Annotated in this window: 19 protein-coding genes; 8 read left to right on the top strand and 11 right to left on the bottom strand. The window is 55.3% G+C overall.

Annotation, left to right across the window (positions count from 1 at the left end; all coding sequences use genetic code 11):
• Positions 1-50: 50 nt before the first annotated feature.
• On the top strand, positions 51-2,108 hold the full coding sequence (locus ABC336_RS21540) for a sensor histidine kinase (protein WP_413240584.1): 2,058 nt from the start codon (positions 51-53) through the stop codon (positions 2,106-2,108).
• Here ABC336_RS21540 and ABC336_RS21535 read toward each other — a convergent pair.
• Positions 2,105-3,655 carry a carboxylesterase/lipase family protein gene (locus ABC336_RS21535; RefSeq protein WP_413240583.1) on the bottom strand — a complete coding sequence of 517 codons (1,551 nt, stop codon included), beginning with the start codon at positions 3,653-3,655 and terminating at the stop codon, positions 2,105-2,107. The two genes, ABC336_RS21540 and ABC336_RS21535, sit on opposite strands and share 4 nt — an antisense overlap.
• Positions 3,656-4,074: 419 nt before the next feature.
• Here ABC336_RS21535 and ABC336_RS21530 point away from each other — a divergent pair, with 419 nt between their 5' ends.
• Positions 4,075-5,136, top strand: a complete 1,062-nt coding sequence (locus tag ABC336_RS21530; protein ID WP_413240582.1) for a Kelch repeat-containing protein — start codon at positions 4,075-4,077, stop codon at positions 5,134-5,136.
• Positions 5,133-9,122 (top strand): S-layer homology domain-containing protein, encoded by a 3,990-nt coding sequence (locus ABC336_RS21525; RefSeq protein WP_413240581.1) that lies wholly within the window; start codon positions 5,133-5,135, stop codon positions 9,120-9,122. The genes ABC336_RS21530 and ABC336_RS21525 overlap by 4 nt, the downstream gene beginning before the upstream one ends.
• A gap of 77 nt (positions 9,123-9,199) precedes the next feature.
• On the opposite strand, the gene ABC336_RS21520 is transcribed toward ABC336_RS21525, so the two are convergent.
• Positions 9,200-10,006, bottom strand: a complete 807-nt coding sequence (locus ABC336_RS21520) for a sugar phosphate isomerase/epimerase family protein (protein ID WP_413240580.1) — start codon at positions 10,004-10,006, stop codon at positions 9,200-9,202.
• 151 nt (positions 10,007-10,157) lie between these two features.
• Entirely contained in the window at positions 10,158-10,589 is a 432-nt protein-coding gene (locus ABC336_RS21515; RefSeq protein ID WP_413240579.1) for a DUF2269 family protein, read from the bottom strand.
• Positions 10,590-11,489: 900 nt separating this feature from the next.
• On the opposite strand from ABC336_RS21515, the gene ABC336_RS21510 reads away from it, so the two are divergent.
• Complete coding sequence (locus tag ABC336_RS21510) at positions 11,490-14,321, top strand: amidase family protein (RefSeq protein ID WP_413240578.1); 2,832 nt, start codon at positions 11,490-11,492, stop codon at positions 14,319-14,321.
• Between the two features lie 116 nt (positions 14,322-14,437).
• On the opposite strand, the gene ABC336_RS21505 is transcribed toward ABC336_RS21510, so the two are convergent.
• From ABC336_RS21505 to ABC336_RS21470, 8 genes are all read right to left on the bottom strand, one after another.
• Positions 14,438-15,091, bottom strand: coding sequence for a FusB/FusC family EF-G-binding protein (locus ABC336_RS21505; protein ID WP_413240577.1), 654 nt, complete (start codon positions 15,089-15,091; stop codon positions 14,438-14,440).
• Positions 15,092-15,392: 301 nt separating this feature from the next.
• Positions 15,393-15,848 (bottom strand): VOC family protein, encoded by a 456-nt coding sequence (locus tag ABC336_RS21500; RefSeq protein WP_413240576.1) that lies wholly within the window; start codon positions 15,846-15,848, stop codon positions 15,393-15,395.
• A 27-nt stretch (positions 15,849-15,875) separates the two neighbouring features.
• Positions 15,876-16,157: a hypothetical protein gene (locus ABC336_RS21495; protein ID WP_413240575.1), complete on the bottom strand. Its 282-nt coding sequence runs from the start codon at positions 16,155-16,157 to the stop codon at positions 15,876-15,878.
• 16 nt (positions 16,158-16,173) lie between these two features.
• Positions 16,174-16,872 (bottom strand): response regulator transcription factor, encoded by a 699-nt coding sequence (locus ABC336_RS21490; protein ID WP_413240574.1) that lies wholly within the window; start codon positions 16,870-16,872, stop codon positions 16,174-16,176.
• Positions 16,838-18,322, bottom strand: coding sequence for a sensor histidine kinase (locus ABC336_RS21485; RefSeq protein ID WP_413240573.1), 1,485 nt, complete (start codon positions 18,320-18,322; stop codon positions 16,838-16,840). The genes ABC336_RS21490 and ABC336_RS21485 overlap by 35 nt, the downstream gene beginning before the upstream one ends.
• A 17-nt stretch (positions 18,323-18,339) precedes the next feature.
• Positions 18,340-19,092, bottom strand: a complete 753-nt coding sequence (locus tag ABC336_RS21480; protein WP_413240572.1) for an ABC transporter permease — start codon at positions 19,090-19,092, stop codon at positions 18,340-18,342.
• On the bottom strand, positions 19,079-19,804 hold the full coding sequence (locus ABC336_RS21475) for an ABC transporter ATP-binding protein (RefSeq protein ID WP_413240571.1): 726 nt from the start codon (positions 19,802-19,804) through the stop codon (positions 19,079-19,081). The genes ABC336_RS21480 and ABC336_RS21475 overlap by 14 nt, the downstream gene beginning before the upstream one ends.
• Before the next feature lie 110 nt (positions 19,805-19,914).
• Positions 19,915-21,183 carry a hypothetical protein gene (locus ABC336_RS21470; RefSeq protein WP_413240570.1) on the bottom strand — a complete coding sequence of 423 codons (1,269 nt, stop codon included), beginning with the start codon at positions 21,181-21,183 and terminating at the stop codon, positions 19,915-19,917.
• 495 nt (positions 21,184-21,678) lie between these two features.
• On the opposite strand from ABC336_RS21470, the gene ABC336_RS21465 reads away from it, so the two are divergent.
• The 4 genes from ABC336_RS21465 to ABC336_RS21450 all read left to right on the top strand — a co-directional run bounded on the left by ABC336_RS21465 (position 21,679) and on the right by ABC336_RS21450 (position 25,648).
• Complete coding sequence (locus ABC336_RS21465; RefSeq protein WP_413240569.1) at positions 21,679-23,586, top strand: sensor histidine kinase; 1,908 nt, start codon at positions 21,679-21,681, stop codon at positions 23,584-23,586.
• Between the two features lie 4 nt (positions 23,587-23,590).
• On the top strand, positions 23,591-24,289 hold the full coding sequence (locus ABC336_RS21460) for a response regulator transcription factor (RefSeq protein WP_413240568.1): 699 nt from the start codon (positions 23,591-23,593) through the stop codon (positions 24,287-24,289).
• A 97-nt stretch (positions 24,290-24,386) separates the two neighbouring features.
• Entirely contained in the window at positions 24,387-24,539 is a 153-nt protein-coding gene (locus ABC336_RS21455) for a carbon storage regulator (protein WP_413240567.1), read from the top strand.
• 65 nt (positions 24,540-24,604) lie between these two features.
• The gene (locus tag ABC336_RS21450; protein ID WP_413240566.1) at positions 24,605-25,648 is read left to right on the top strand and encodes a copper amine oxidase N-terminal domain-containing protein; all 1,044 of its coding nucleotides are present in this window, start codon (positions 24,605-24,607) and stop codon (positions 25,646-25,648) included.
• Positions 25,649-25,788 lie beyond the last annotated feature (140 nt).

Below are 25,788 nucleotides of genomic sequence, written 5' to 3'. Positions count from 1 at the left end.
GATGACAATTTTGATATAATGATCTTCAAAAAGGATAGATTGGTGAAAATATGCACACGATGCGCGTCATAGGCTTGCTGTTGGGGATGCTCCTCGCTATCTCCGGGACTGGGAATGCGGAAGCCTCCCGGGCAGACAGCCAGTCCGGGATCATCGATCTGCAGGAGTGGGATGCGGCAGCAGACGGTCCGGTCAAGCTGAATGGGAATTGGGAGTTGTATTGGGAGCGCCTGCTCGCACCTGATCAGATCGACCCGGTCGACAGGACCGGCTATATCGCGGTTCCGGGCTCATGGAACGGCTATGAGGCGGAGGGGCTGTCCCTGCCCGGCCGAGGCTTCGCCACTTACCGGGTGCTGCTCGCGCTCCCGCCGTCCGAACAGAGACTGGCGCTGTCCATCCCGGGGGTGTCGACCGCCTACCGGTTATGGATCGATGGGGAGCCGGCTGGCGGCAGCGGACAAGTCGGCCCATCGGCAGCCGACTCTACTGCGCAGAGCCTGCCGCGCACCTTCGCGTTCGAGGTGCAGGGGCCGTATACCGAGTTGGTCGTCCAGGTGAGCAACTTCGATCACCGGTTCGGCGGGTTATGGCGAGAGCTCCGGGTCGGCCACGAGGCGGATTTCCTGGCAGCGGAGAAGTGGAATCTGGCGCTGGATCTATTCATCTTCGGCAGCCTGTCCATCATGGGGGCGTACCACATCGGCGTCTTCCTGCTGCGCCGCGAGGAGCGGGCGCTGCTTTATTTTGGCCTCTCCAGTCTGCTGATCAGCCTCAGGGTGCTGTTCGTCGGTGAGCAGTATATGATTCAGCTGTTCCCGGCCTTCCCTTGGCACCTCGCCTCGCGGATCGAGTATGAAAGCTACTATCTATTGATTCCGCTTGGCGTGATGTTCCTGCGCGAGTTATTTCCTGCGGAGATGCCGCGCTGGCTGTTCAAAGGCACACAGGCTGTCGGCTTCGCCTTCGCCGCTTATGCGCTCGTTGCCCCGGTATACATCGTTTCCCTCACGAACGGGGTATACCAGCTGTTCACGCTCATCGTCATCGCCAGCGTCATCCGGGTATTGCTGCTAGCAGTCCGGCGGCGGCGCGAAGGGGCGGTGATTCTGCTGTCCGGCTTTCTCCTGATGAGCCTGACCGTCGTGCTGGATATGCTGTACTACAATGAATGGATTGCCCTGGGGGATACGGGGTCGCTAGGCATCTTCGCGATCACGGTTGCCCAGTCGCTCGCCCTGGCGATCCGATTCGGCCGGTCGTTCCAAAAGGTCAAGGAGCTGTCCGTGCAGCTGCTGGAGCTGAATGAAGGGCTGGAGAAGAAGGTCGAGGAACGGACCGGCGAGCTGCAGCGGTCGGAGAAGGCGCGCCGCCAGTTCCTGAGCGACATCACGCATGAGCTGAATACACCGATCATGCTGATCCAAGGGTATGTGGAGGCTGTCGCCTCCGGCATCGCGGAAGAGCCCGAGCAGCAGCAGCTGCTGCTCGGCTCCGCCCAGCGCAGGATCGGCGGCTTGAACCGGCTGATCAAGGACCTATCCGAATTGTCCCGGCTGGAGTCCGGGCAGTTCCGGTATGATATGCGACTGGTAGAGGTCTCGCGATTCACAGATGATCTCAAGGAAAAATACGAACTGGAGATCCGGAATGCCGGCTATGATACGCAGAGCCGAGTATCCGCTTCGTACGCCGGGATCGCCGAGCATGTGCTGCTTGTCGATATGGGCCGGATCGATCAGGTCCTGACGAATATCGTCTACAACGCATTCAAGCACATCCCGCAGGATGGCGGCCGCGTCGATCTGGCATTCGAGGCATCCGGGAGCGGCGCGGCGAGGAAGCTGCTCGTCCAGATATCCGATAATGGCACAGGCATCCGGGAGGAGGAGCTTGCCTCCGTGTTCGTACGCTTCTACAAAGGCTCGCCCTCCGGCGACCGCACCGCAAGCGGGCTTGGCCTGACGATTGCGAAGCAGATTGTCGAAGCGCACGGGGGAACGATCGGCGTCGAGAGTAGGTGGGGGGCAGGCAGCACATTTTGGTTTGCACTGCCTGCCGTCTCCCGCAGCGAAGCTGCTTCTGTTGCTAAGCCGCAGCCGGATTAAAGCCTGCTCGCAGCCTTGTCATGGCTCCCTTGCTTCTTATAATATTGATCCACCAAAAATTGCATCAGCTTCCCCGGCTGCTCCCTGGCAAATGCGGCCTCGTCCGCGAAGCGCATGCCGTACGGCGCTTCCGGAGTGAAGGGCTCCCACCTCGGCAGCTCTTCTCCCGTGGCGTCCAGGCCATTGGGATCCCCGGTCTGAATGAAATACGCCCAATAATTGCACATCTGGCGCGCAAGATCGTAGTGCTTGCCGACAAACGGCCGCCAGCACTTGGCCAGCGTCTCGAAGAAGAACCACAGATCCACCGAGTGGAAGGTGCCGGGATTGTCCCAGCCCGGGATCTCTGCGTCAAAGGAATAATAATACAGCGGACGGCGAGCACCGGTATCGGCATGAGCCTGCCCCGCGATCCGGATCGCATATTCGATGCTGCTCACCGCCGCTTGTTCGAGCACCTTGTCCAGATCACCCGTCGCATAGCCGCACAACGATAAAAACGTCTCGGCGTCTTCGCCGAACTCCGCCAGAGCCATGCTGCGGAACTCGTCCAAGGTGTCCGCCTGCGGCATGCTGAAAAACTCGGATGACGTGTGGCCCAGCAGCACCGGCACCTGCCAGCTCTGATGGTTCAAGAACCGCTCGAAGGGCGGGCCTACACAGAAGGCGTGGTCGATGACTGTTGCCCAGAAGCCTTTGTAGGCCACTGCCTTATCCCGGAGCGTCACCGCATCCAGCGCCCGCGCCTCGGCCAGGGACGACACGCCGAGATAGTCGAAGAATCGAACCCCCTCCTCCTCGGCTGCCGGCAGCTCGCTTACAAACTTCGGCATGCCGCCGCCGGGATAGACCGGCTTGAAGACGCCGCTCTGTACGATCGCCCGGTGGAAGAGGCCTTCGTTCTGCGGCGAAGCCAGCTGACTCATCACGCTCGCGCCGCCGGCGGACTGCCCGCCGATCGTCAGCTGATCCGGATCGCCCCCGAAGGCGGCGATATTGCGCTGCACCCACCGTGTCGCAGCCTGCTGGTCCAGATGCCCAAAGTTGGCAGGGGCCTCCGGAGCTTCCGCCGTAATCTCCGGATGACACAAGAACCCGAACACATTGAGCCGGTAGTTGATCGTCACCACCACGATGCCTCGGCGGGCAATCCGCTCCCCGTCGAACTCCATCTCCGCCGGATGGCCGACCTGCAGGCCGCCGCCAAAGTACCAGACGAACACCGGCAGCTTCTCGTCCCCCCGCTTGGCCGGCGTCCATACATTCAGATACAGGCAATCCTCATCCATCGCAATATCCGGCTCCACGGCCCACTCGCGGGTATAAATGTTGTTGTCGTCCAGCTCCTGCCTGACCTGCATCGAGACCGGAGCAAATGAATACGCTTCCAAAACACCGTCCCAATTACGGGCTGGCTGCGGGGCGCGCCAACGAAGCTCTCCTACCGGCGGAGCCGCGAACGGAATTCCCTTGAAGCTCGTAATCCGCGGATCGGCTGCAGGCAGTCCCCTCACCTGACCGTTCTCCACTTCCACTACTCTCAGCATGTCTGCATCCCTCTTTCTGGCGTTTATTCTCATTATAGCCAATCTCTATATTGCTGACAATTTGCAGCCCCGGCTGTATGTGCTGCTCATCGCCCCCGGGACGGCTCACGATTATTTAGTGAGACTTAAGTTTCCAGAGCAGGATACAGTGTGCTATCGTAAATGGGAAAGCCTATGCGGAAAAATCAGGCTGTTGAAAAAAGAAAGCCTACAGTCACGGATCGATCTTCCGATCGCTGTTGTCCCCAGATTTCTTTGATTTTTACCCCTTTTAGGGGTGAAATCCGGGGACAAAGGCGAACGCTTCGCTTCTCCAGATTCGATTCCGTGCCTCTCCGGCCATTTTTCAACAGCCTGAAAAATCAGCTTATGTTTCCGAAGGAGTTTTCCTTCGGAAAACTTTTAGGAGGGTCTCAACCATGGAAAGCCAATTTCGAGCCAATCTCGTATCGCCCAGAAACGTCTCTTACTCCGGTAAACTAACGGCAACCACCTTTCCTTCGCCCTGGGTGCAGGCCGAAAGTACACCCTCGCCCTCTGCCAGGGATTCCTCGGCCGCAGTCTATGATCCGGACTCGTCCCGCGTCATCCTGTTCGGGGGCAGTGGAGATAACGGCCAACTGAACGATCTGTGGGTCTGGGACGGCCATAGCTGGGAGGATCTGACGCCGGATCCGCTGCCTGCGAGCTGGCCGTCGGCGCGCTCCAGCGCTTGCATAGTCTATGACAGCTCCGAACAACGAGTGCTGTTGTTCGGCGGCGCGGACACAGACGGCAATCGCAACGACCTCTGGGTATGGGAAGCCGGCGAGCAAGCCTGGTACAATGTAACGCCGGATCCGCTGCCTGCAAGCTGGCCCTCCGCGCGCAGCGAGGCAGGGCTGGTGGAGGTGCAGGCAGCCGGCGGCTTCCTGCTGTTCGGGGGCAGTGGATCAGGCGATCCGCTGCAGGATCTGTGGCTGCTTGAGAGCGGAATGTTCGAATGGACCAATGTGACGCCAAGTACACTGCCTGGCGAGTGGCCGAGCGGCAGAACTGGACATCTCTTCACAGCGCTGGGGCCATCCAGCGAGGTGCTGTTATTCGGCGGCTATAACAACTGCGGCGCGCTTGGCGATACCTGGCTGTTAAATGCTTCGGGCGGCCAGTATGCGTGGAGCCTGCAAGAGACGCCCCTGCATCTGACCCCCCGCTTCTCCAGCAGCGCTGCTTATGATTCGGCGAACGGCCGGATCGTGCTGTTTGGCGGCATCGACGGCAATTATCTGAACGATACCTGGACCTGGTCCAGCAGCACAGGCTGGAGCAGCTTCACTCCCCCGGCGCCTTACGACTGGAGTCAGCCGAACATTCGCTGCGCTTCGGTCATGGCGTATAACGCTCAATCCATGCAGCTCGTTCTGTTCGGCGGCGTCTTCGGGACGCTGGCCTTCTCCGCCGAGCTCGGCGATACGTGGACATGGACGGTAGCCGCAAAATGAGCATCCGAGCGCACAGCTTTAAGATAATGAAGCTCCTCCTTGCTTTTTTCGTGTTAGTCGCGATCATCGAGCCCTTGCAGACCCGCATGGCGCAAGCGGCTCCTCAGCCGCCGGTGCTGGATTGGCAGATTACCCAGCAGCCGGCGGCGGATTTTGCAGCTGTTGTCTACGGGCATGACATGTTCGTCGGAGTCGGCAAGACGGCGGACGCTTCGATAGAGGGGACGATCCAGACCTCGACGGACGGACTGAACTGGACGGAACGCGCCTGGATCGGCAAAGGCGTCAATACCGCTTTGCAGGCTGTCGCCTTCGGGGACGGCCGGTTCGCCGCCGTCGGGAATCGCGGCACCATCATGACCTCTCTGGATGGTCTCTCATGGGAAGACCGCAGCCTTGAGGCATTCACGGGCAACCTCTCGTCCATTGCTTATGGCAATGGCACGTTTGTCGCGATAAGCGGCTCGCTCGGCGGGATCAGGATCGTAACGTCCAGCGACGGTGAGAACTGGACTGAGCTCCCGGGTCCGCATCCAGGTCATTCAAGTCCCAGAATCGTCTTCGGCAACGGCTACTTTATCATTCTGCTCGGCAACCAGGCGCTGACATCGACGAATGGACAGACATGGACGTCGATAACCCTCAATCGTACCATTAATGCCAATGCGGTCATCTATGGCGGAGGACAGTTCCTTACCGTCGGGAACAACGGGCAGATCTACATGTCCGTCAACGGCCTGGAAGCTTGGGTGCCCGGGATGTCCAACACGTCCCGAACGCTGACGTCAGTCATCTATTCCGAAAACGTCTATTATGCAACCAGCAGTGACGGGACATTCCACTCTTCCACAGACGGCTACTTTTGGACAGGAGGCACAGATGTCACCGGCGTAAACTTGAGAGGCCTTGCGCACGGAGATGGCATTGTTGCAGCAGTCGGCCCCTACGGGATATCTTTCACACAGACGTCCAGCCATGTTTGGACCAGAAACTTGGCTTCACATCCGGGCAGATACAATTTTAACGATGTTGTCTATGTGTCGGGACGATATCTAGCCGTAGGTCAACATGCGACGATAGCCGCATCGACGGATGGTGCCGGGTGGACGCTGATCGATTCCGGCATCGGACATACGGACACGCATTTCGAATCCATCCGCTATGCCGACGGATTATATATCATTACCGGGACCCGTGGCACGATCCTCATCTCCACCGACGGGATCGAGTGGGTCCAACGGCCGTACACCCCTTTTTGGACGAGTGGAGCGAATATACTGGATAAAGTGATCCGGATCGCGTATGGAAACGGCGTCTATGTGGCGCTTGTAGAGAATAGCACTTCTCCAGCTCGCGGCATGCTCACCTCGACGAACGGCATCACCTGGACACGGGTCCTCCAGCCCGCGCCGGCTAACCTGCGGGATCTCACGTTTGGCAATGGCGTGTTCGCGGCGGTCGGCGATGGCGGCACGATCATCACTTCAGCAGACGGAGAAGACTGGCAGACGAGAGCTGCCGGGATGACCGGGAATCTGAGATACGTGGAAGCCGGAGCTGGCAAGCTGCTTGCTCTCACCAGCGACGGCAAGCAAGTACTCGTCTCCGAAGACGGGCAGGTATGGCGGGTCGCCAGCGATGCCGCCGGATTGCCGCAATCGCATACCAGTGTCAATGCCGCCAAATCTTTGGGCTACGACAACGGCAGGTTTATCATGAGTTTCCAGGAGAGCGCATCCACCCACGGCTTATTCTACTGGTCCCTCGACGGACTGATATGGGAATTATCCGACTCCGGCCGCTATGCCCATTTCTCCGGCATCGCCTACGGCGATTCGAGGTATGTCGCCGTAGGCAGGTATGGCGTGACGGCGGTCACGTCGGCGGCACCGTTCGTCATTGGCCTGGAGCCGAGCACAAGCAGCGTCACTGTTCCACTCTCAGGGACAGAGCATTTTGCCATTACAGCTGTCTATTCGGACGGGTCGAGGGCCGATGTGACCGGGGAGGCGGTATTCGAATCGGCAGACAGCGCCATCGCCGATGTGGAGAACGGTCAGATAGTCGGGCGCGCCGTAGGTACAACGTCCATCAAGCTCACGCATCAAGGGTTTGAGTCTGTGATTGCGGTCGAGGTCACTCCCGTTCTGAGCCGCTTGACGCTTGACCCCGCGCAGGATACGTTGCCCGTGGGCGGAACCTTCCAGATGAATGCGTATGCCGTGTACTCCGATGACAGCAGTCATCTGGTTACCGGAGACGCGGGTTTCGCATCATCCGATGAGGCAGTAGCTGCCGTCACGCGCGACGGCATCGTGTTCGGCCGCTCGCCGGGAACGGCGACGATCACAGTCACGTACAGCGGACTTCAGGCGGACGCGGAAGTCACCGTCGAGGCGCTCATGAGCGGTATCTATCTGGACTCGCACAAGTATAATCTGGAGATCGGCGACACCAGGCAGACGGTCGTCACCGCCGTCTACTCGAACGGAGCAACGGAAGACGTGACCGCCGCCTCCACCTTCGTCTCCCTTCATCCGGACATCGTCTCCGTGGATGAAGACGGCGAAGTGACAGCCTTATCCGCAGGCAAGGGGACGATACGTGTCGATTATGGCACTTACTCTGTGCAAGCCGTCGTCGATGTGCTGGAGCCTTACGAGCCGCCGGTCAGAACGGTCACCGGCATCCGCTTGGACTCGAACCTGTACCAGCTGAATACCGGGGATACCCGCAACACGCTGGTCTATGCCGACTATTCGGATCAGACCAATGCGCTCGTTACGGATCAGGCGACGTATGTCTCCTCTGACACGGCGGTTGCCGAGGTAAGTGAGCTTGGCGTGGTCACTGCCAGGTCGCCGGGCAGCGCGGTGATTACCGTAACCTTCGGCGGGTTCAGCTCTACGGCTGAGGTCACCGTCAACCGGCCTGCCAGCTCCGGCGGGGACGGCGGTGGGGGCGGGGGCGGCGGATTTGTCGGTGTAGTCACTCCCCCCTCGGGCGTCCTGACGTTGGCGGCCCATGCAGCAGGGATCGTGTCGTACGACGATAAGATAACGGTGTTGGTGCCCGCCGGGGCGATAGCAGAGCGCATCACCCTGCGCATTCAAGCCGTCTCCCCTGCCGCGGACCAGCAGCTCGAAGAACAGACGTTGTTGAGTTCGATGTACAATCTAACTGCCGATAAGGCGGTCACGTTCCTTAAGCCAGCAACGATCACATTATCATTTGATGCCGAGAAGCTGGGCTCGCGCAAGCCGTCCGTCTTTCATTATGATGAAGCGTCCCGGGCATGGGTAGAGATGGGCGGAGAAGTCACCGGCCAGACGATCAGCCTTGCTGTAGAGCGGCTCGGAAGGTTCGTAGTGGCAGGAATTGAAGTTGAAGTGGAAGAAGCAGAGTCAGAACAGGCACCGGAACCACCTGCCCCTGAACCACAGATTCCAGTGATGCAGGATACCACCGGCCACTGGGCGGCAGCGGATATCCAGCTTGCCCTGGCGGGAGGCTGGGTGAGCGGATACCCCGATAGCACGTTCCGTCCAGATCGGACAGTGAACCGCGCGGAGTTTACAGTGATGCTCGCGAACGCTTTGGAGCTCAGTGGCGCAGGTCCGGAACTGGGCTTTACCGATCGCGACCAGATCGGCGCATGGGCCAGGGATGCGGTGGCGCGGGCAGTGGCAGCCGGGATCGTGGGCGGCTACGCCGACGATAGCTTCCGGCCGAACGGGACGATCACCCGGGCGGAGATGGCCGTCATGATCGCGCGAGCGCTGAACCTGCCTGGCGATGCTGCTGCAGCGGCGACCGGTTTTGCCGACGACGAGGATATTCCGTACTGGGCCAAAAGCGCGATTGGGCAGGTTCACCAGTTGGGCATCGTGAACGGCGTAGGCGAGAACCGCTTCGCTCCGCACAAGGAAGCTACGCGGGCGGAAGCTGTGGCGGTGCTGCTTAGGATGTTAGCTGTTATTCGTTAAGGCATTGTATAAATGCAAAAACAGCTCTGGAGCTCCATGCTTCCAGGGCTGTTCCTGTGTTCGCTGTGCTACGATTGCTAACGGTCCAGCTTCTGTTCAGCCATCGTCTTCAACCGCCTAACATCCTCAAACACATCGTAGTGGTCCTCCTGCAAATATTCAATGGATACCGGTCCCGAATAGCCCCGACGCTTCAAGGCATGAAAGACCCATTCAAAATCAACAGAACCTTGCCCGAGACGGGTTTGCATATGGCCGTAAGCCGCATCGCGCAGATGAACATGGATGCTCCTGTCCATCAGCCACTCGGTTTCACGAAGGGGCACGCCTTGCATGACGAGATGACTGGGGTCGTAGACGACTTGCAGGTCCGGTACGAGCTCGATAAGCGCTCTGGCTTGATCCAGCATCTCAAACGGGCTAAAGACGTGCAATTCCAAGGCAAGCTTCGCCCCCGAACGACCGGCAATAGCTTCCATCTCCCTCCATGTGGCCGCGCACGCCTGCACCACGTCCGCATAGGGCCGGGACGCATCTCTTGCACGAGGCTGAATGACCGCAATGGGGACAGAGAGCACATTCATGAGTCGGACCATCGTCGTCATCTCGCGGCTTCTGGATGCGATCGCTTCGGCGGAACGGTCATGAAGATCCGTACGGGTGCCGATGTTGAGCGCGATGGGAGACAGCCGGTACCGAGCGAGCAAATCGGTGATGAGGCCGTGTCCTTCTTCCCCCTGATCAGCGAGATCATGCGGATTGATGTGCGCCCAGCCATCAATGGCCAGCAAGTCGACGGTGGTGAATCCGCTTTCCTGAATCCTCTGCAAAACGGAGGCCAATTTCTGTTTGTAGCCAACTGTCGTAGAACAAGCGATGTTCATGGTTATGTATCCTTTCGGAATAATATTTGGCATGCGTCTCCGGTTGTCTTCAGACTCATAATAATCAGCAGTAATGGAGACGATCGGAGTATCGGACCGGAAGCATTTCTCACCTTACCGATACCACCATCCAGCGCTTGGACGCGGCCTCTTAGAATGGCTTAAGGACCATAAGCACGAGTATGACAAGCATCAACAGCTGCGATACCGTCTCGACGGGGACGAGCTTTCTCATCAGACGACCGAGCTCGTCAGGGATTTCATCCCCTGCGCCTTGCTGTATAGATGCCAACTGTTTAATTTGCTTCATGCGCGGCTCAATCAATCCGTCGATTGCGGCAACCATAAGCAGCGATAAGAGCAGCGATAGATTCAGCCACATTTGCGACAACCCCAGCTGGCTTATAATCATAAGCCACACCCCAGTAATGATAAGTACAGCTCCGCCCACTCTAGGCAGGAGGGCAAGCTTCTGCGTTACATCTAGCGCAAAGCGCAACTGACCGGCAGTTCTTGCTGACCTTCGAATAACGGGTACCACGAAAGTGGGGCCGATTACGGAAATAGACGCCAAGATATGCAAGACGAGGAGCCATCCCAAGCATAAGCAACAAGAGATAGGAAGGCTGGTTGGGACCGTTTAAGAAGCTGGTTCCTCATATTTCCGCTTATTATGGTTTGCTCCCCAAGCACACATGACTTCTGCTACAGGAATCAAGGTTTGGCCATATTCACTATCCCTTTACCTTGAAATAGTTTATTCCTTATCGTACATACCAACATATTCTGCCTGAGATTCAACATGGCCATTCTCTCCTCTCATCGTCCTCATAGTTCCATGCTGAATGGTATTCAAACCGCCAAAGGCTGTGCGCCGCGAACAAATCCTGCCTTATCGTTTTATTCTCGGTTGCCAGGCCAAAAACCTTTTGGCGGTGCCCCGTTTCCTCAATCGCCCGGGCTCGGCAGGTTTTTTATCCGTTTCGCTTATAAGACGCCGGGAATTCAATTAATCAAATTAACACCTTGGATTATTTGCGTTTTAATTCCATCCTATTCTATTTAATTTCATTTTAATATCTTGACGCAATCTTTATTACGATGTTAGTATATCTAACATAAATAGAGAAGGAGTTGAGCGATATTGTTTGACATTGAGAGACATACTAGGCGCTACAAAGAAGGAGTGAAGTCAAAAGCAAGTCCTTCCCGCTCCTCCTCCACACGATTTTTCAAGAAAAAGCCCCTTGTTTCCGCCATTTTGTCCCTTTCCATTGTCTTATCGGGATTATTGCCTGCCACAAGCTCACACGCGTTAACTTATGTGACACCAAAAGAAGGATTAACGTGGCAAATTCACGATGCTTTTGCCCCTAATCTGGACACCGGCAGCATTCGAGCTGCGGCTGCTACCCCCATTCAAGGCTTTGGCAATATCTTTGTGCGCGTGAACACTTTCCCTCAGCCTCGCATGAATGGTCAAATGATGAGAGACTTTGGACTTACATATAACGGAACGGATACGTTCGAAACCACGAGATCCGTTAACCTCGGCAATGTATTGATTACGCGCGATGTTTATATTGCCGACGAAAGCGACAGCGTCCGTTTCTTCGATACCTTTACCAATACCACCAATCAACCGATTACAGTGGACGTATCGTTTGGCGGATCTCTTGGCTATAATAACGGAGCTTTTCAATCCACTGTCAGGGACACCTCAAGCAACGATACATTGATTACGCCTGAAGATGCCTGGGTGTTGATCTCCAATCAGAGATCCGAGGATCGTCCCATCGGCGTCGTGCTTGGGACACCCGAGCCTTTTGCCGGCGCCATGACCGGCACAGGCAACCAGCAGCTAGGCCCATTCACTACTCCGCTTCCCACAACTGGCAATGACGCAAACTTCTATGGTTTCATTCATCAATTGACGATTGAACCTGGGTCTACCAAATCACTGGCCAGATACGTATTTGCCGGAGAACTCGGTGAAGACGGATTGGATAATGCCGCTGCTTCATTGGAAACGATGGCGGAGAACCCCGATCTGTCCAATCTGACAACGGCGCAAGTATGTACACTGAGCAACTGGGACTTGACCGCTTTGGAGGAGTTCAACACCGAAGAGTGCGCGGGCGTTACGAGACTCGATATTCCGAGCGCGCCAACCCCTGTCCCTCTGGTGACAACGTCCAGCTATGATGTGTTCGACAAAACCATTGCCCAGCTGCAGCGTGATATGGAGAACGGGATTACCACTTCCGAATCCATCACCAGAGCTTATCTGGATCGTATTGCAGCATACGACCAAGGGCAATTGGGCTTGCACTCCTTCCTGCATGTGTCGGCAACTGCCATAGAGCAGGCACGAGCCGCAGACACCGCTCGCAGAGCCGGCCGGACGGGTGAATTGCTCGGCATTCCAATTGCCATCAAGGATATCTATGATACCAGGGATATGCCGACGACGGGCGGCAGTAAAGCGTTAGCCGGCTGGCAGCCGCAGTCTGATGCCTATCAGGTGGAGAAACTGCGGGAAGCGGGCGCCGTTATTATCGGCAAAACCAACACCTCGGAATTTGCCAATAGCGGCAGCTTTAGCGAAAGCGGCTGGATGCAAACCTGGAATGCGCTCTACCCTTCCAAGACCTCCTTCGGATCCAGCGGAGGCTCAGGCACTTCTGTGGCTGCAAGCTTCGCGGCGGCGGCATTGGGCTCGCAGACGGGCGTCTCCTTGTACGCTCCAACTACCGGCGCAAGCCTGACGACGTTCCGCGGCACGGACGGCATGGCCAGTACGAACGGCGTAATGCCGCTGACTTGGGGGCAGGACTATGCCGGGCCGATCGCCCGTACAGTCACCGACCTTGCTTATCTGCTCAATGCGACAACAGGTACAGACCCGGGAGATATATGGACTGTGGATGCCGATGACCGCAGGCCGGAAGACTGGACAGCAGCCCTGGATGCCAATGCCTTGCAGGGCAAGCGGATCGGCTATCTTCCAGCAGCGTTCGAATCTTCTTATGCTGACGATGGCACGGGCCAGGCCGTAATGAGTCACTTTAGTGATTTGGTGGCTGCAGGGGCAGTGATGGTCGAGATGACAGCGCCTGACACCAGTACACTAGGATCTAATCCAGGATCAGGTGGAAAGGCCGGCGTGGAGGGCTGGGCGCGTTACATTGCGCTGCATGACACTTTCCCATTCGCTACAGGCGATCACTTGTTGGCCTCCAATGATGTGCTGGTCTACAACAAAAAAAGCCTGCCAGCAGAACCCCGTACACGAATGACACCAACAGACGTCGAAGGATATATTACCTACAGAACGAACTACAAGCAGTTAATTGCCGATTGGATGGAGGAAGCCGAGGTCGATATCCTTGTCTATCCAGGATTTATCAGCGATATGTACAATAACGATGCGGCATCCGCATCGCTCAGCTCGGATCGCGCCAGCGGCGTGCTCACTTCCAATGTGGGGCTTCCGACCGTTGTCGTGCCTGTAGGTACCAGCCCGAACGGGTATTCCATCTCGATGCAGCTGGTAGGCAAAGCATGGGATGACGCCAATGTCCTGGCCATGGGTTATGCGCTGGAGCGGCAAACAAAGGCTCGTACGGTAACCACCTTCGTGCCGCCTTTGACTTATCAAGGGCCGTCCACGCCTCCGGTGATTACGTATCCTCCGTACGTACCGCCAGCACCTGAAGAGCAGGAGCAAGAAAACCAGGAGCAACAACAAGGTCCTCAGCAGCAGCAGGAAGGAACGGAGGAGGAGCCGTTGCCGGAGGTTGAATCCTTCTTTGATACGCTGCAGCACTGGGCGAAGGATAGCATCGACTTCTTGATTCAAAGAGGACTGTTATCCGGTTATCCGGATGGAAGCTTCCGTCCGGATGTGGGGATTAGCCGCGCCGAAGCGGTCAAGGTATTGGCCGTCCAGCTGGAACTGAGCCCCGCGCCGAGCAGCTTCAGAGATGTTTCTGCTACGCACTGGGCTTCGGATTATATCGGAGCCGCGGCTCTATCAGGCGTGCTGAATGGCTACACGGACGGCACCTTCCGGCCTAATGAGCAGCTTAACCGGGCCGAGATGGCCGCTCTGATCGCAAGAGCCTTCCAGTTGAGCGGCACCAGCAGTCTCCAGTTCTCTGATGTGCGCAGCGATTCCTGGGCCTCGGCATATATCGATGCCTTGGCTGCCAACCAGATTACGACAGGCTACGAAGACGGCTCCTACCGTCCGGACCGGTTGATTACCCGGGCAGAGTTCGCTACCATGATCGCCAGAATACTGCAATCCTAAGGCTGAAGGGGCTGCCCAATAAGTCCCCAACAAAATAAAAAGGCTGGGCGGGAAAACGCAAGGTTTCCCGTCCAGCTTTTTTGCATGCCCATTTCTCAATCCCAGGCTGACGCTGATCACATTCCTGTAACTTCCCGGATGAACTTCTCCAGCATGGTGACATCCGTAATGTTGTTGTTGCAAGCATGGCTGTCGGCACATACATAATTGCCGATCGCTCTATAGTAATCGGATGGCGCCTTGGCAGGCTTCGTCTTCGTAACCGCTGAGAATAGCACGAGCTGTTCGTGACGGTTGCACAAGAAGCATACTCCCTTGTTCATCGGGGTAAATCTGCCTTCGATGCCCACATACCGACCGTTTAATGGGTACACCCAAAACATTTTATTGACGGCGATATCGGACCACCCCAGATAAGTGATGCGCCGATTATCCAACTTGGCGAGGTCGGGAGTCTTCAGCTTTTTGACTTTGGGAAAAAGCTTATGCAGCTGTTGTGCCGTCACTTGGCCAAAGTCCGTCAAGTAAGGCTCCAGCCCGTTGACATATTGCCGGGCTTCCTCCGCCGTCCGTATGGCCGAGATCTGCTCGAGCATATGCTTCTGTTCGGCTGTGGCATCGGGGAATGCGGCCCATACGTTAAACTGAGCACTAGTTTGGACCGATTCGACAACTTTCGGATCGGTAACGGTCTGGCAGGCTTGCTGCACCAGAGCAGCTTGTTTTCGAATCACGTTCAGTTGATGGTTTCTAATGAATGGTGTAATCATTGCTTTCAGCCCCTTATGGTGTAGATTGATTCAAGAAACATAAGGTGCAAAGCCCATTATTAGAAACGATATAAGCTATTCACGGGCGATCCAACTATCGATCATCTCCGCCCACGCAAAGTATCGCCCCTATTCAGGCTTTGCATGAGCTGTATCGAGTCGCGGCAAATTGATTTGCCATATCTACCGACCACCTTTCAATTCTCATTATAAAAGCGATCGCACTCAGACGCAAATCATCCTTCGCCCAGCCGTTACACACCGCTTAGTGCCGTAACCACGATGAGTACGACTGTCCCACTCAAGCGTCTTTCTTGCCGAGCTGTTCCGCCAAACCGATCAGAAGTCCTTCGACTCCACGAATGTAGCAGAGCCGATAAGAGTCCCCATACTGAACGACCTCGCCCACGAGCTCGGCCCCATGTGTCGTCAGTCTGGATACTGTGTCGTCTATGTCTTGAACGGTGAACATCACGCGCAGATAACCGAGTGCGTTCACGGGAGAATTGCGGTGGTCGGCTATGGGAGACGGGGTGAGAAAGCGCGACAGCTCAATGCGACTGTGGCCGTCTGGAGTCACCATCATCGCAATCTCTACGGATTGAGAGCCTAGTCCGGTTACCCGGCCCGCCCACTCCCCTTCGACCATCGCCCGCCCCTCCAGCTTCAAACCGATTTCCTCGAAGAAAGCGATGGCGTCATCCAGCGATTCTACAACGATACCGACATTGTCCATGCGTAGCAGGTTGTTCTTCATCTTCCTTCCAACTCCCCGTGTACCATTTTAGTGAAAGGGATCGTGCGCGGCGCTTTTTACTTGTTGATGTAGCATCGTCCGATACGCCATCAGCGAATACTTGATGAACACGCGATTGACGGTTTGTTGCTGCTGCCGGGCGGGTTGACTGAAGAATGCCTCTGTCTCGTAGAGCTCGAGCAACGCTTCCTTCGCGGCCGCAGTCGCCTTGGCTTCATCCTGAAGCAGGTGCACCGCAATGCGGTAGCCATACACCTCATGCTCTCGGAGCACGGCCACTTTCATAGGTAACGTCTGGTTCATCTTCATCTAAGGTTCCCCTTCATCACACGATAAACCGATACCCCGAGCCCCACACCGTTCCAATATATTGGGGCTTCGAGGGGTTATCCTCGATTTTCTCTCGAATTCTCGCGATATGGACCGTTACGGTCGAGGCATCACCGAGGGCATCCATCCCCCATACCCGCTCGAATAGCGTCTCCTTGTCGAATACACGATTCGCATGCTCCAGCAGAAACAGCAGCAGATCAAATTCCTTCTGAGCGAGCGCGATTTCTTTGCCGTTTACGATCACTCGCCTCGAATCCTTGTGAACCTCCAGCCCGCGGACGATCAGCTTGCTGCTCTCCCATTCCTTCCCGAACCGCTCCTTCATACGCTCGTACTTGTTCAGGTGTGCGTTGACCCTGGCGACAAGCTCGCCAGAGCTGAACGGCTTCGTGATGTAGTCGTCCGCGCCGAGCCCAAAGCCGTTCACCTTATAGATCTCTTCGGCGCGAGCCGAGACAAGCAGCACAGGAATGTCGCTCTTCTCCCGTATGGTCTTCAGCACATCGAAACCGCCAATCCCCGGCAGCATAATGTCGAGCAGCACAAGATCATAGCTGTCGCGCTCCTCGAGCGCAGCCAGACCCTCCGTTCCGCTCTGCGCGATGGTCACGGCGTAACCGCTCAGCTCCAAGTAATCCTTCTGTAAATTCGCGATGCTAGGATCGTCTTCCACGATCAATATCCGTTTCATCGGGCTCCCCTGCCTTGTCATCCATTCTAAGCGAGATCATCATTCGGGTGCCTTGCCCGACTGTGCTCCGCGCCCATATCTTTCCTTCGTGATCCTCGACGATCTGCTTCGCAATGGCGAGTCCAAGTCCGCTGCCGTCCATCCGGTTCCTCGAAGGATCCGCACGGTAGAAGCGCTCAAAAATATGAGGCAGATCTTCCTCCGGGATGCCTTGCCCATTATCGCGAATTTCAATGATAGCGGTGGCCGGTGTCTCACGGAGCATAATGACAACCTCTCCTTCGCCCTGCTGGATATAGTTCTTGGCGTTATCGAGGATATTCTGGACGACTCGCTTCATGCGCTCCCGATCGATCCGAACCGTGACACTCCTGGCAAGCTCGCTCTGCAGCTTCAACCGCTTCCCCGCTTGCTCATATTCATACTGGTGATCCAGAATGCAATCCTCGAAATAGGCCAGAAGATCGGTCCGCTCCATATGATAGGGCAGCTGGTTCAGGTCCAGCTTGGAGTAGAGCAGCAGATCGTCAATCATCGCATTAACAAGAATCGCCTTCGAGCGAGCCGTCTCCAAGTATTGCTGCAGCTTATCCGGCGTCTGGGCCACGCCATCCATAATCCCCTCAATATACCCTTTAATGGAGGTCATCGGCGTCTTCAGATCATGCGAGATGCTGGACACCAGGAAGCTCCGGTTTTCATCGTATTTCCTTTGCAAATCAATCGATTCCTTCAGCTTGATCCGCATCAGCTCAAGCGTCCTGCTAAGCTCCCGTACCTCGCCCTCGCCTTCCTCGGGGATGCCCCGGGACAGATCGCCCTCCCGGATCCGAACGGCAGCCTCTCTGAGCCGAGAGACCGGCGTAATCACGGTTCGCGAGAACCAATAGGACACGCCAAGGTTAAGCAGCAGGAACGTCAGAAAGAACACTCCGACGGTCACGAGACCGAAGATCAGGTAGACATCCGTGTGCATCTGCATCGGTGCAAGCAGGAGCAGTACACCGCTCTCGCCGGGCCCAATCTCATAATTGGTTCTTGTGAACGCATAAGGCGTGCCGCCGAGCTCCAGCGTATCCAGACCTGCAGCAGGATCGGTGAGAAGCAAGCTCCTCTCGATATCGACTGCGCTCATCGCCGTTGTCGAATAGACCACGTTGCGATTCTTCACGATCACGGCGTTTGCCCCGAGCGCCAGCACGCGATCTGACAGCTCCTGCTGGTACCGTCCCTCGAGCAGCTCTTCGAATGTCATCGAAGCCGCCGTCCTCGTCAACTCGCCCAGCCCTGACTGGACGTCAATGACTCGCCTCACCTCGTTCAGATCGGCTTCCGTACCGGCCACCTTCGAGTAGACCCCCAAGAAGATAAGTGCCGCCAGGAGGGTAAAGGCGAACGATCCCAGCATCGCCAGGGCATTCATCATAAAGAAGCGCCTAGTAACTTGCATATGAACGACCTTCCCGCCTATATATCTTTACGGTCAAATAACGCATAGCCCGCGGTAAACAGCATAACGCCGAAGCCTGACATGATCAAGCCTTGCCGCACAATCTTAAACACGCCCGGCTTCTCCGAAATCCACAGCGTATGCCAATCGAACATCGAGGTGACCAGGAAGCTCGATGAGCCAGGGATGATAATGCCCAGGAACATAAAGCCGACAAATAGCAGCACGGACAAGAAAAAAACACTGAGTCCCCCCCGCACCACATTCGCCAGCAGCACAACGAGGAGAATGAAGACAAAGACAGGCAGGAAGGTCACTGCGTAGGACAAGACCACTCTCGCAATGCCAAGCCAGCCCCCCGACCACGGATTGAAGATCAGCCCTGCGCTGAGCGACAGCACCATGACGAACGCGAGATTCACAGCGATGAACAGTGCAATGGCGATCACCTTTGCGCTGAAGACGCCCAGCCGGGAGACCGGTCTTGTCAACGTAATCTTCATCGTATTGGACGAATATTCTCCGTTAAACATATCGATCGCGACGAACGCCGCGAACAGCGGAAGAAGCGTATAGGAGAAGGCCGACAGCACAACGAGCGGAAATTCCGTCCCCCCCGCAAGCCGCAAGCCGAAGCCGTGCTTCACTGCCGACACCGCGACCTGCCCGACGACAACCGCCAGGATGGCAAGGATGGCTGCCGCGTTCATTTTTTTCCGTTTCACAAGCTTGAAGATCTCGTTCAGGAATGCCGCCTTAAATCCTGCCATGTCGTTCCACCTCGCTCACGAAATAATGTTCCAGCGAGGCATAGTCGCTCAGAATATTGTGTATGTAGTCCTCATTGACCAGCCGTCCTCCATAGACGACGCCGATCCGCGTGCACGTCAATTCGACATCATGGATCAGGTGGCTCGAGATGAAGAAGGTCGTGCCTTCCGCTTCGGCAAGGCGCTTGATCAGCTTACGCAGATCCAGCATCCCCTCGACATCCAGGCCGTTCAGCGGCTCATCGAGAATCAAGACGCGGGGCCTGGACAAGATCGCGGCCGCCAAGCCGAGCCGCTGCTTCATCCCTAGCGAGAATTTCCTCGCCTTTTCATGCTTATATTGTAGCATTCCCGTTATTTCCAAGCATTCATCGATTCGGCGCTGATCTACCTGTGGGTAATACCGCGCGAACAGCTTCAGATTATCGTTGGCTGTCAGATACGGATACGACTCCGCGCTCTCGATCATACAGCCTACCTGCTTCATCGCATTCACATAATCCTGCTGTACGCTTGCGCCGAAGATCCGTACCTCGCCGCTGTCCGGCTTCACCAGCCCGGCCATCATCTTCATCGCGGTCGTCTTCCCGGAGCCGTTGGGTCCCAGGAATCCGAAGATATCCCCTTCGTCGATCGTCAAATTCAGATCTGTCATTCCCCGGCCGTTCGAATACAGCTTCGTAAGACCCATGATCTCTATCGCTTTAACCATACGTCATCCCATCTCCCCCAGAAACGTTGACAGGGCAGCTCCTGCGACACATTGCGCCGCAGGAGCTGCCTAGTACGTTGGCATCCACTCCCGATGCCAAACTTCTTTACTTAATCCTCAAATACGCGGTTGAAATCTCCGTTGTAATACGGCTGGTCGTTAGAGCGATAAGAATACTCATCGAGGACCTCAATATTCAGTTGGAGGTACACTCTGCCGAGGCTTCCTAAGCTCAGCTGTCCTTGCTCCTGCTCACCTTGAGGATTGGTATACGTGATGAAGTTCATCGCATTGGACGAAGTGAACGTATGCTCGAACGTAAATTTGTACTCATCGCCGTACGCCGCCAGGAATTCAGGCCGCACGTCCTCGCTGTAGCTGCCGGAGATGGTATTGCCGTCGACACTGGAGATGATGAGCGTTCGCTCGCCAATTTTCACCAGCGCGCCATTTTTCTCCATAACAATATCGTTTCGATATGTCCCCTCATGCATGGAGCTGAAGCCTGAGCCGCCGACTGTCTCGACGGAAGCATCCGTCAGATCCGGCGCTGTCACGACCGTTGTTCCTACATCAACCAAGCTGAAGATCGCGCTAATCGAGATTTCGTGCAAGACACCTGCACTATCCTTGCCGGACAAGATGAGTTCACCCGTCAATTGCTTCAGTAAACCCGCCTCGTCCTCCACCGCCGTACCGGTGACCTTCTTGACGAACACGTCACTGGTCAGCTTCGGTATTTGCTGCTCAAGGTCGAGACGGGCTTGGTCGGTGACGAACTGCTTCACCCCAAAGGAAGCGACAGCATTAACCAAAGACGGCACCTGCGCTTCGGACAAGCTGCCCGAGTAGGTAACCGCTCCGCTTGCCACCTCGTCGACTTGAACCTGCTCCTTCAGATTGCCGATCACGGCATCGATGATCCGCTCAACCTCTGCTGCACCGTCTTGCTCGAAAGGATTTGACATGCGATCATTTCTATACGCGTTCCAACCATGTCCATACTCCGTAACATAATATTTCTCATCGAAGCTGTTCTGCCAGATGGCGCGTTCCTTATCGCTGTAGGAGTACCGCGTCGTAATCTCTCCGCTGCCCGATTTCGTGGTGCTCGTTTCCTCGCGCGTTTGCATCACTGTGTCGTACTTCGAGACACTATTCATCTCCTGCAGTACGTTACCGTTGCTCTTCAACGTGAAGCTCGTCTCGAATGTATAGTTGTCCAGGCCGTTCGCCAGCTGCGCCGCGGTATGCTTCGTTGTTGCTTTCAATCGATCGTAGCCGGTGCCCACCGCCAGATCAGCCAAAGCTGTCGATACAAAGACACAGGCCCCTAGCGCGAATGCGGCAACCGAAATGGCCTTTTTACTAAGTTTCATTGGAATCTCTCCTTTATTTATACGGGAAACGTTTCCTCTATTTTTCATTATATACGCTAGCCATTGAGTCCTTCTAACGGTATTATTAACACTTTATTAACTCGTGAACATGGCATTGCTCTTCATAGTCAGGCATTTTTCTCCGCGATCCTATTCCTCATTCATGAATTCGTGCAACACATTTTCTTTTATTGATGCTATCATGAAGAGAACCAAGTTTATTGGCGAATTTTGTAGATTGGGGTCGACTTCATGCTTAGGGGTATTCTCCAATTCGGTTCTCGTTCTATCCTGCTTCATATAGCAGTTGTCGTTGTTGTTGGCTTGATCGCAAGCTATGCTGTCGTGTCTGCACCAGACTCCCCCAAGATTTACAGCGAACAAGGCAGGCTGGATTTAACAAAGAATCATGTCAGTAAGAATCCGCTAAAGTTACAGGGGGAATGGGCGTTCTACTGGCAAGAGCTGCTGTCGCCAGAGGATATACGGGATCGTATGGACAGAGGAGAAATGGCGGATCGATACATAGACATTCCAAGCTCTTGGCTAGGCTACCCCATGGATGGGCAGGAGCTCACAGGTGAAGGCTTTGCAACCTATCGATTACTCATTGAGCTTAGCGAACAGGATCGAAATGAGCGGCTGGCTCTGCGGCTGCCTACCATTTTTCATGCGTATACCTTATGGGTCAATGGAGAGCTGCTGGCAGAGGTAGGTGTGGTTGATCAGGACAAGCATAGCGTGACCCCGCGTCTCGCCACGAAGCTGGTGTTCTTCCAGCCTGACAACGATACGGTAGAGCTGGTTATGCAAGTCGCGAACTTCCATCATAAGCGAGGGGGCATCACCAAGCCTATCGAGCTGGGCGGCAGCAACGTGTTAACGGTCAGGACAAACCTGAACGTTGCCGCAGACATGTTTGTCACTGCAAGCTTGCTGGTGATTGGCCTGTATCACCTGCTGTTGTTCGCGATGCGGCGCAAGGACAAGGCGACTTTGTATTTTGGCCTGTTCACCACGCTGTTTGGGATCCGCTCCTTGCTGGTCGGCGAGCTCATGCTTACCCAATGGCTGCCTCAATTCCCGTGGGAATTACAGTTTAAGATGGAGTATCTGATTTTGTGCATCAGCGGTTTTATCATCACAAAGTACTTTGATTCTATTTTCCCCAATTACGTGTCGCGATGGTTTCGTCTTGGCAGCTGGATCGCAACCGGTGCACTCTGCCTGGTTGTTCTGTTGACCCCTGCCCTGATCTATTCCCAACTGTTACTGACGATCGGGGTCGTCGTTGTTCTGCACATGACGTATCTGATGGTTGGGCTGGTCCATGCGGCTGTGCGGCGGCAGGAAGGCGCGTTGATCTTCCTGTTGGTATCGGTCGTCACGCTTGTTACGGTCATCAACGATTTCCTGTATTACAACGGTTGGTCACCGGTTGGCAATACCTCTCCGGCTGGTCTGTTAGTGTTCACAATCGCACAGATGATTTTGCTTTCGACCAGATTTACGAGGGCGGCAACGAACGAAGAACGCATTGCACGTGAGCTGCAGGAAGCGAATACCAAGCTGACGGACATGAATGCCAACCTGGAGCAAAGCGTGATGGAGCGCACACAAGCCTTGTCCGAAGCCCACGAAGATCTCCGCCATTCCTATGAGCAACTGCTTCACTCCGAGCACGGGAGAAAGAAACTGCTGGCCTACATTACGCATGATCTGCGCATGCCGCTCTCCAGCATGCTTGGTTATGTAGAGGCTGTGCAGGATGGGGTCAAGCCGGAACGCAATGAACAGTATCTGAAGTACATCCGGGATAACACGATCCGAATTAACCGCATGATTGAAGAATTGTCCTTCTTGTCCCATCTGGAGACAGGACAAATCGCATACCGAATGGAGCCGATCCCTGTGGTTCATTATTTGTGTGATTTCTATGAACAATATGAGCTGGTTGTACGTGACGCCGGGTTGGATTTCAAGCTGGACATCGGGGACATAGAGAATCTGCTAACTGATTCGCCTATTGCCGAGATAGATGTACAACGATTGGAGCAAGCGTTGTTTAATCTCGTGTCGAATGCGATGAAGTTCACCCCTGCTGGCGGGATGGTGCGTCTTGCGCTCGCAGTGGACGAGGCGCCAGATCCCCCCTGCGCGATCATCAGTGTACAAGACTCTGGCACAGGTATTCCCCCAGAGCAGCTCGAGCAGATCTTCGATCGCAATTACAGGTATGAACACTCGGGCATGGAGAAGGAAGTTGAGGGCAGCGGGCTCGGGCTGGCGATCTGCAGGGAGATCGTACACGCGCATGGAGGGACGGTCCAGGCAGAGAGTGATGGCCAGACAGGCGCAATATTCCGTGTGTCAATTCCTTGTATTGTACTAGAGAGAAGGTGATGGTGTGGCGGATTCGCACAAAATAATGATCGTCGATGATGATCCCCATATATGCGAAATTGTGCAGGTGTACTGCGAGAGGGAGGGCTTCACTACCTCCTACAGTCATGATGGGGCTGAAGCAATGAAGCGGCTTGTCTCGTTCGAGCCAGATTTAATTATCCTGGATGTCTTGCTCGCACATGAAAACGGAATTGATTGGTGCAGGAACGCACGGAACTACACGAATGCGCCGATCGTGTTTCTGAGCAGTCGTGAGGAAGACGAAGTGAAAATTAGCGCATTATCCTATGGCGGCGACGATTATGTGACCAAGCCGTTCAGTCCGGGCGTACTCATGGCCAAGATCAAGGCTCACCTTCGCAGAGTGTCGACAGGCAGAAAAGAACAACTGCTGGAGTTACCGGGCCTGACGCTGGATTTCTACGCACAGTCCGTCACCATGGGTAGTGAACCTATCTTTTTATCAAAGAAGGAGTTCAATCTACTATCCTACATGGCGCAAAACGTAAATCGTGTTGTCAGTGCCGATGCGTTGTTTCAGCTCATCTGGGGGATGGAGAGTCTGGAGGATACGCGAACGGTCGCTGTACACATCAGTAATTTGCGCAAAAAAATCGAGGCTGACCCTGCCAATCCCGAGAGAATCATCACCCTTCGAGGATCCGGATATATGCTGGTGGCCGGCAAGCGCGAAGTTTAAGTTTTCTTTGAACTTCACTTAGGATCCTGTTTACCATGGTAAGATGCAAGTAGGAACAATCCTATAAAAGATCTTTCATGGTAAAGGAGTGAGTCCAATGCTGGTCGTTGGAAGAAAACCCGGACAATCCATCATCATCAACGAAAAAATAATCATAAAAGTCATCAAAACCGAAGAAGGCCTCCTACGCTTAGCTATTGATGCGCCTAAAGATGTTCCTATCGTGCGCGGAGAGCTGCTTAACCCGTGAAGACACGCCTGCTTCACCCTTGGAGGATTCGGCTAATTAATTAAAAAGAGGAAAGAAGGGATTCGATGAAAAAACATCCAATCACCCTGTTGTGCGCCATCATGGCGCTAGTCCTTGCTATCACCCCATTTCAGACGGCCCATGCCGATTCACCTATCACAACCACCGAGTTTTATAAAGCGTATCTGGATGAAGCGATCGTCCAGAAGGCACACGAAGCGAAGGATGTGACGGAGGAGCTGGCCTTATACTTGGCAGATGAACAGAATCCGCTCGCAGTGCGGGCCTCGGTTATCAATGCTATTGGCTGGGAGAACGAGCAGGCCGAGCGTGCAGAATCGTTCGCGCAACATGTGTATGATCAGACGCTGGCGGAGCTCGCCATGTCCGAGCTGCGTGGCGATGAGCGATTTGTCATCGGTTATTTGCTGGCGATGGACGATTACGTGGCTACGAGCGAGGCAGAGATATGGTTGGCCGATGCCAGGCAATTGCTGCCGGACAGCTTCACCGTCGCGTTGATTCATGCGCTCGTCCAAGCTCAGCAAGAGGTGCTGTCCTCCGACTGGCAACACGTTTGGAGGACGGTCGCAGACGTGGCATTTGATACGGATCTGCAGATGGATATGCGGCCTGAAGCCGCCGAGATTATCATCGATTATATGGTGACGTACAGCGAGAAGCGGGTGATTAACCCGTTTGCCGAAGAAAGCCGTTTGGCACTGTATATTGGGGCGAGCGAATTCACACTGAATGGGGAGACCTTCGACATCGATCCCGGTTACAACACAGCTCCAGCCTTGATCGACGGCGGTGCTTACTTGCCGGTTCGATTCCTGACGGAGGCCGTCGGCGGTACGATCGGCTGGGAACCAACCACGCAGACAGTAACTGTGAATACGGCTCATGTAACGATGGAAATGTCGATTGGAGACACGACGGCTGTCGTGGGCGGTGAGGAGCAGCAGTTGCTCGGCGCTCCCTACATCGCCAACGGACGCACCATGCTGCCCTTCCGTTTCATCGGCGAAGCGCTGGGGTTTGACGTATCCTGGGATGGCAAGAGCGGCGAGATCGGGCTCACGCTGGCCTCGCAGTCCCGCAACTAACGCTGCAAGCGAAGGAAATACATTAACCCTTCTTGCCGCATTGGGCATAAAAATCAAACAGCAAGTGCCGGGTCCTCCCCCCAGCACTTGCTGTTTTTTGGCATCATTCTCGCATCCAATGGATTGGGCTCAGAAGGAAC

Origin of the sequence: Paenibacillus jepli (assembly GCF_047238105.1) — a bacterium.
Taxonomy (GTDB): domain Bacteria; phylum Bacillota; class Bacilli; order Paenibacillales; family Paenibacillaceae; genus Paenibacillus_D.
Note: the sequence above shows the minus strand (reverse complement) of the source record. Positions and strands in the feature narration are given on the sequence as shown.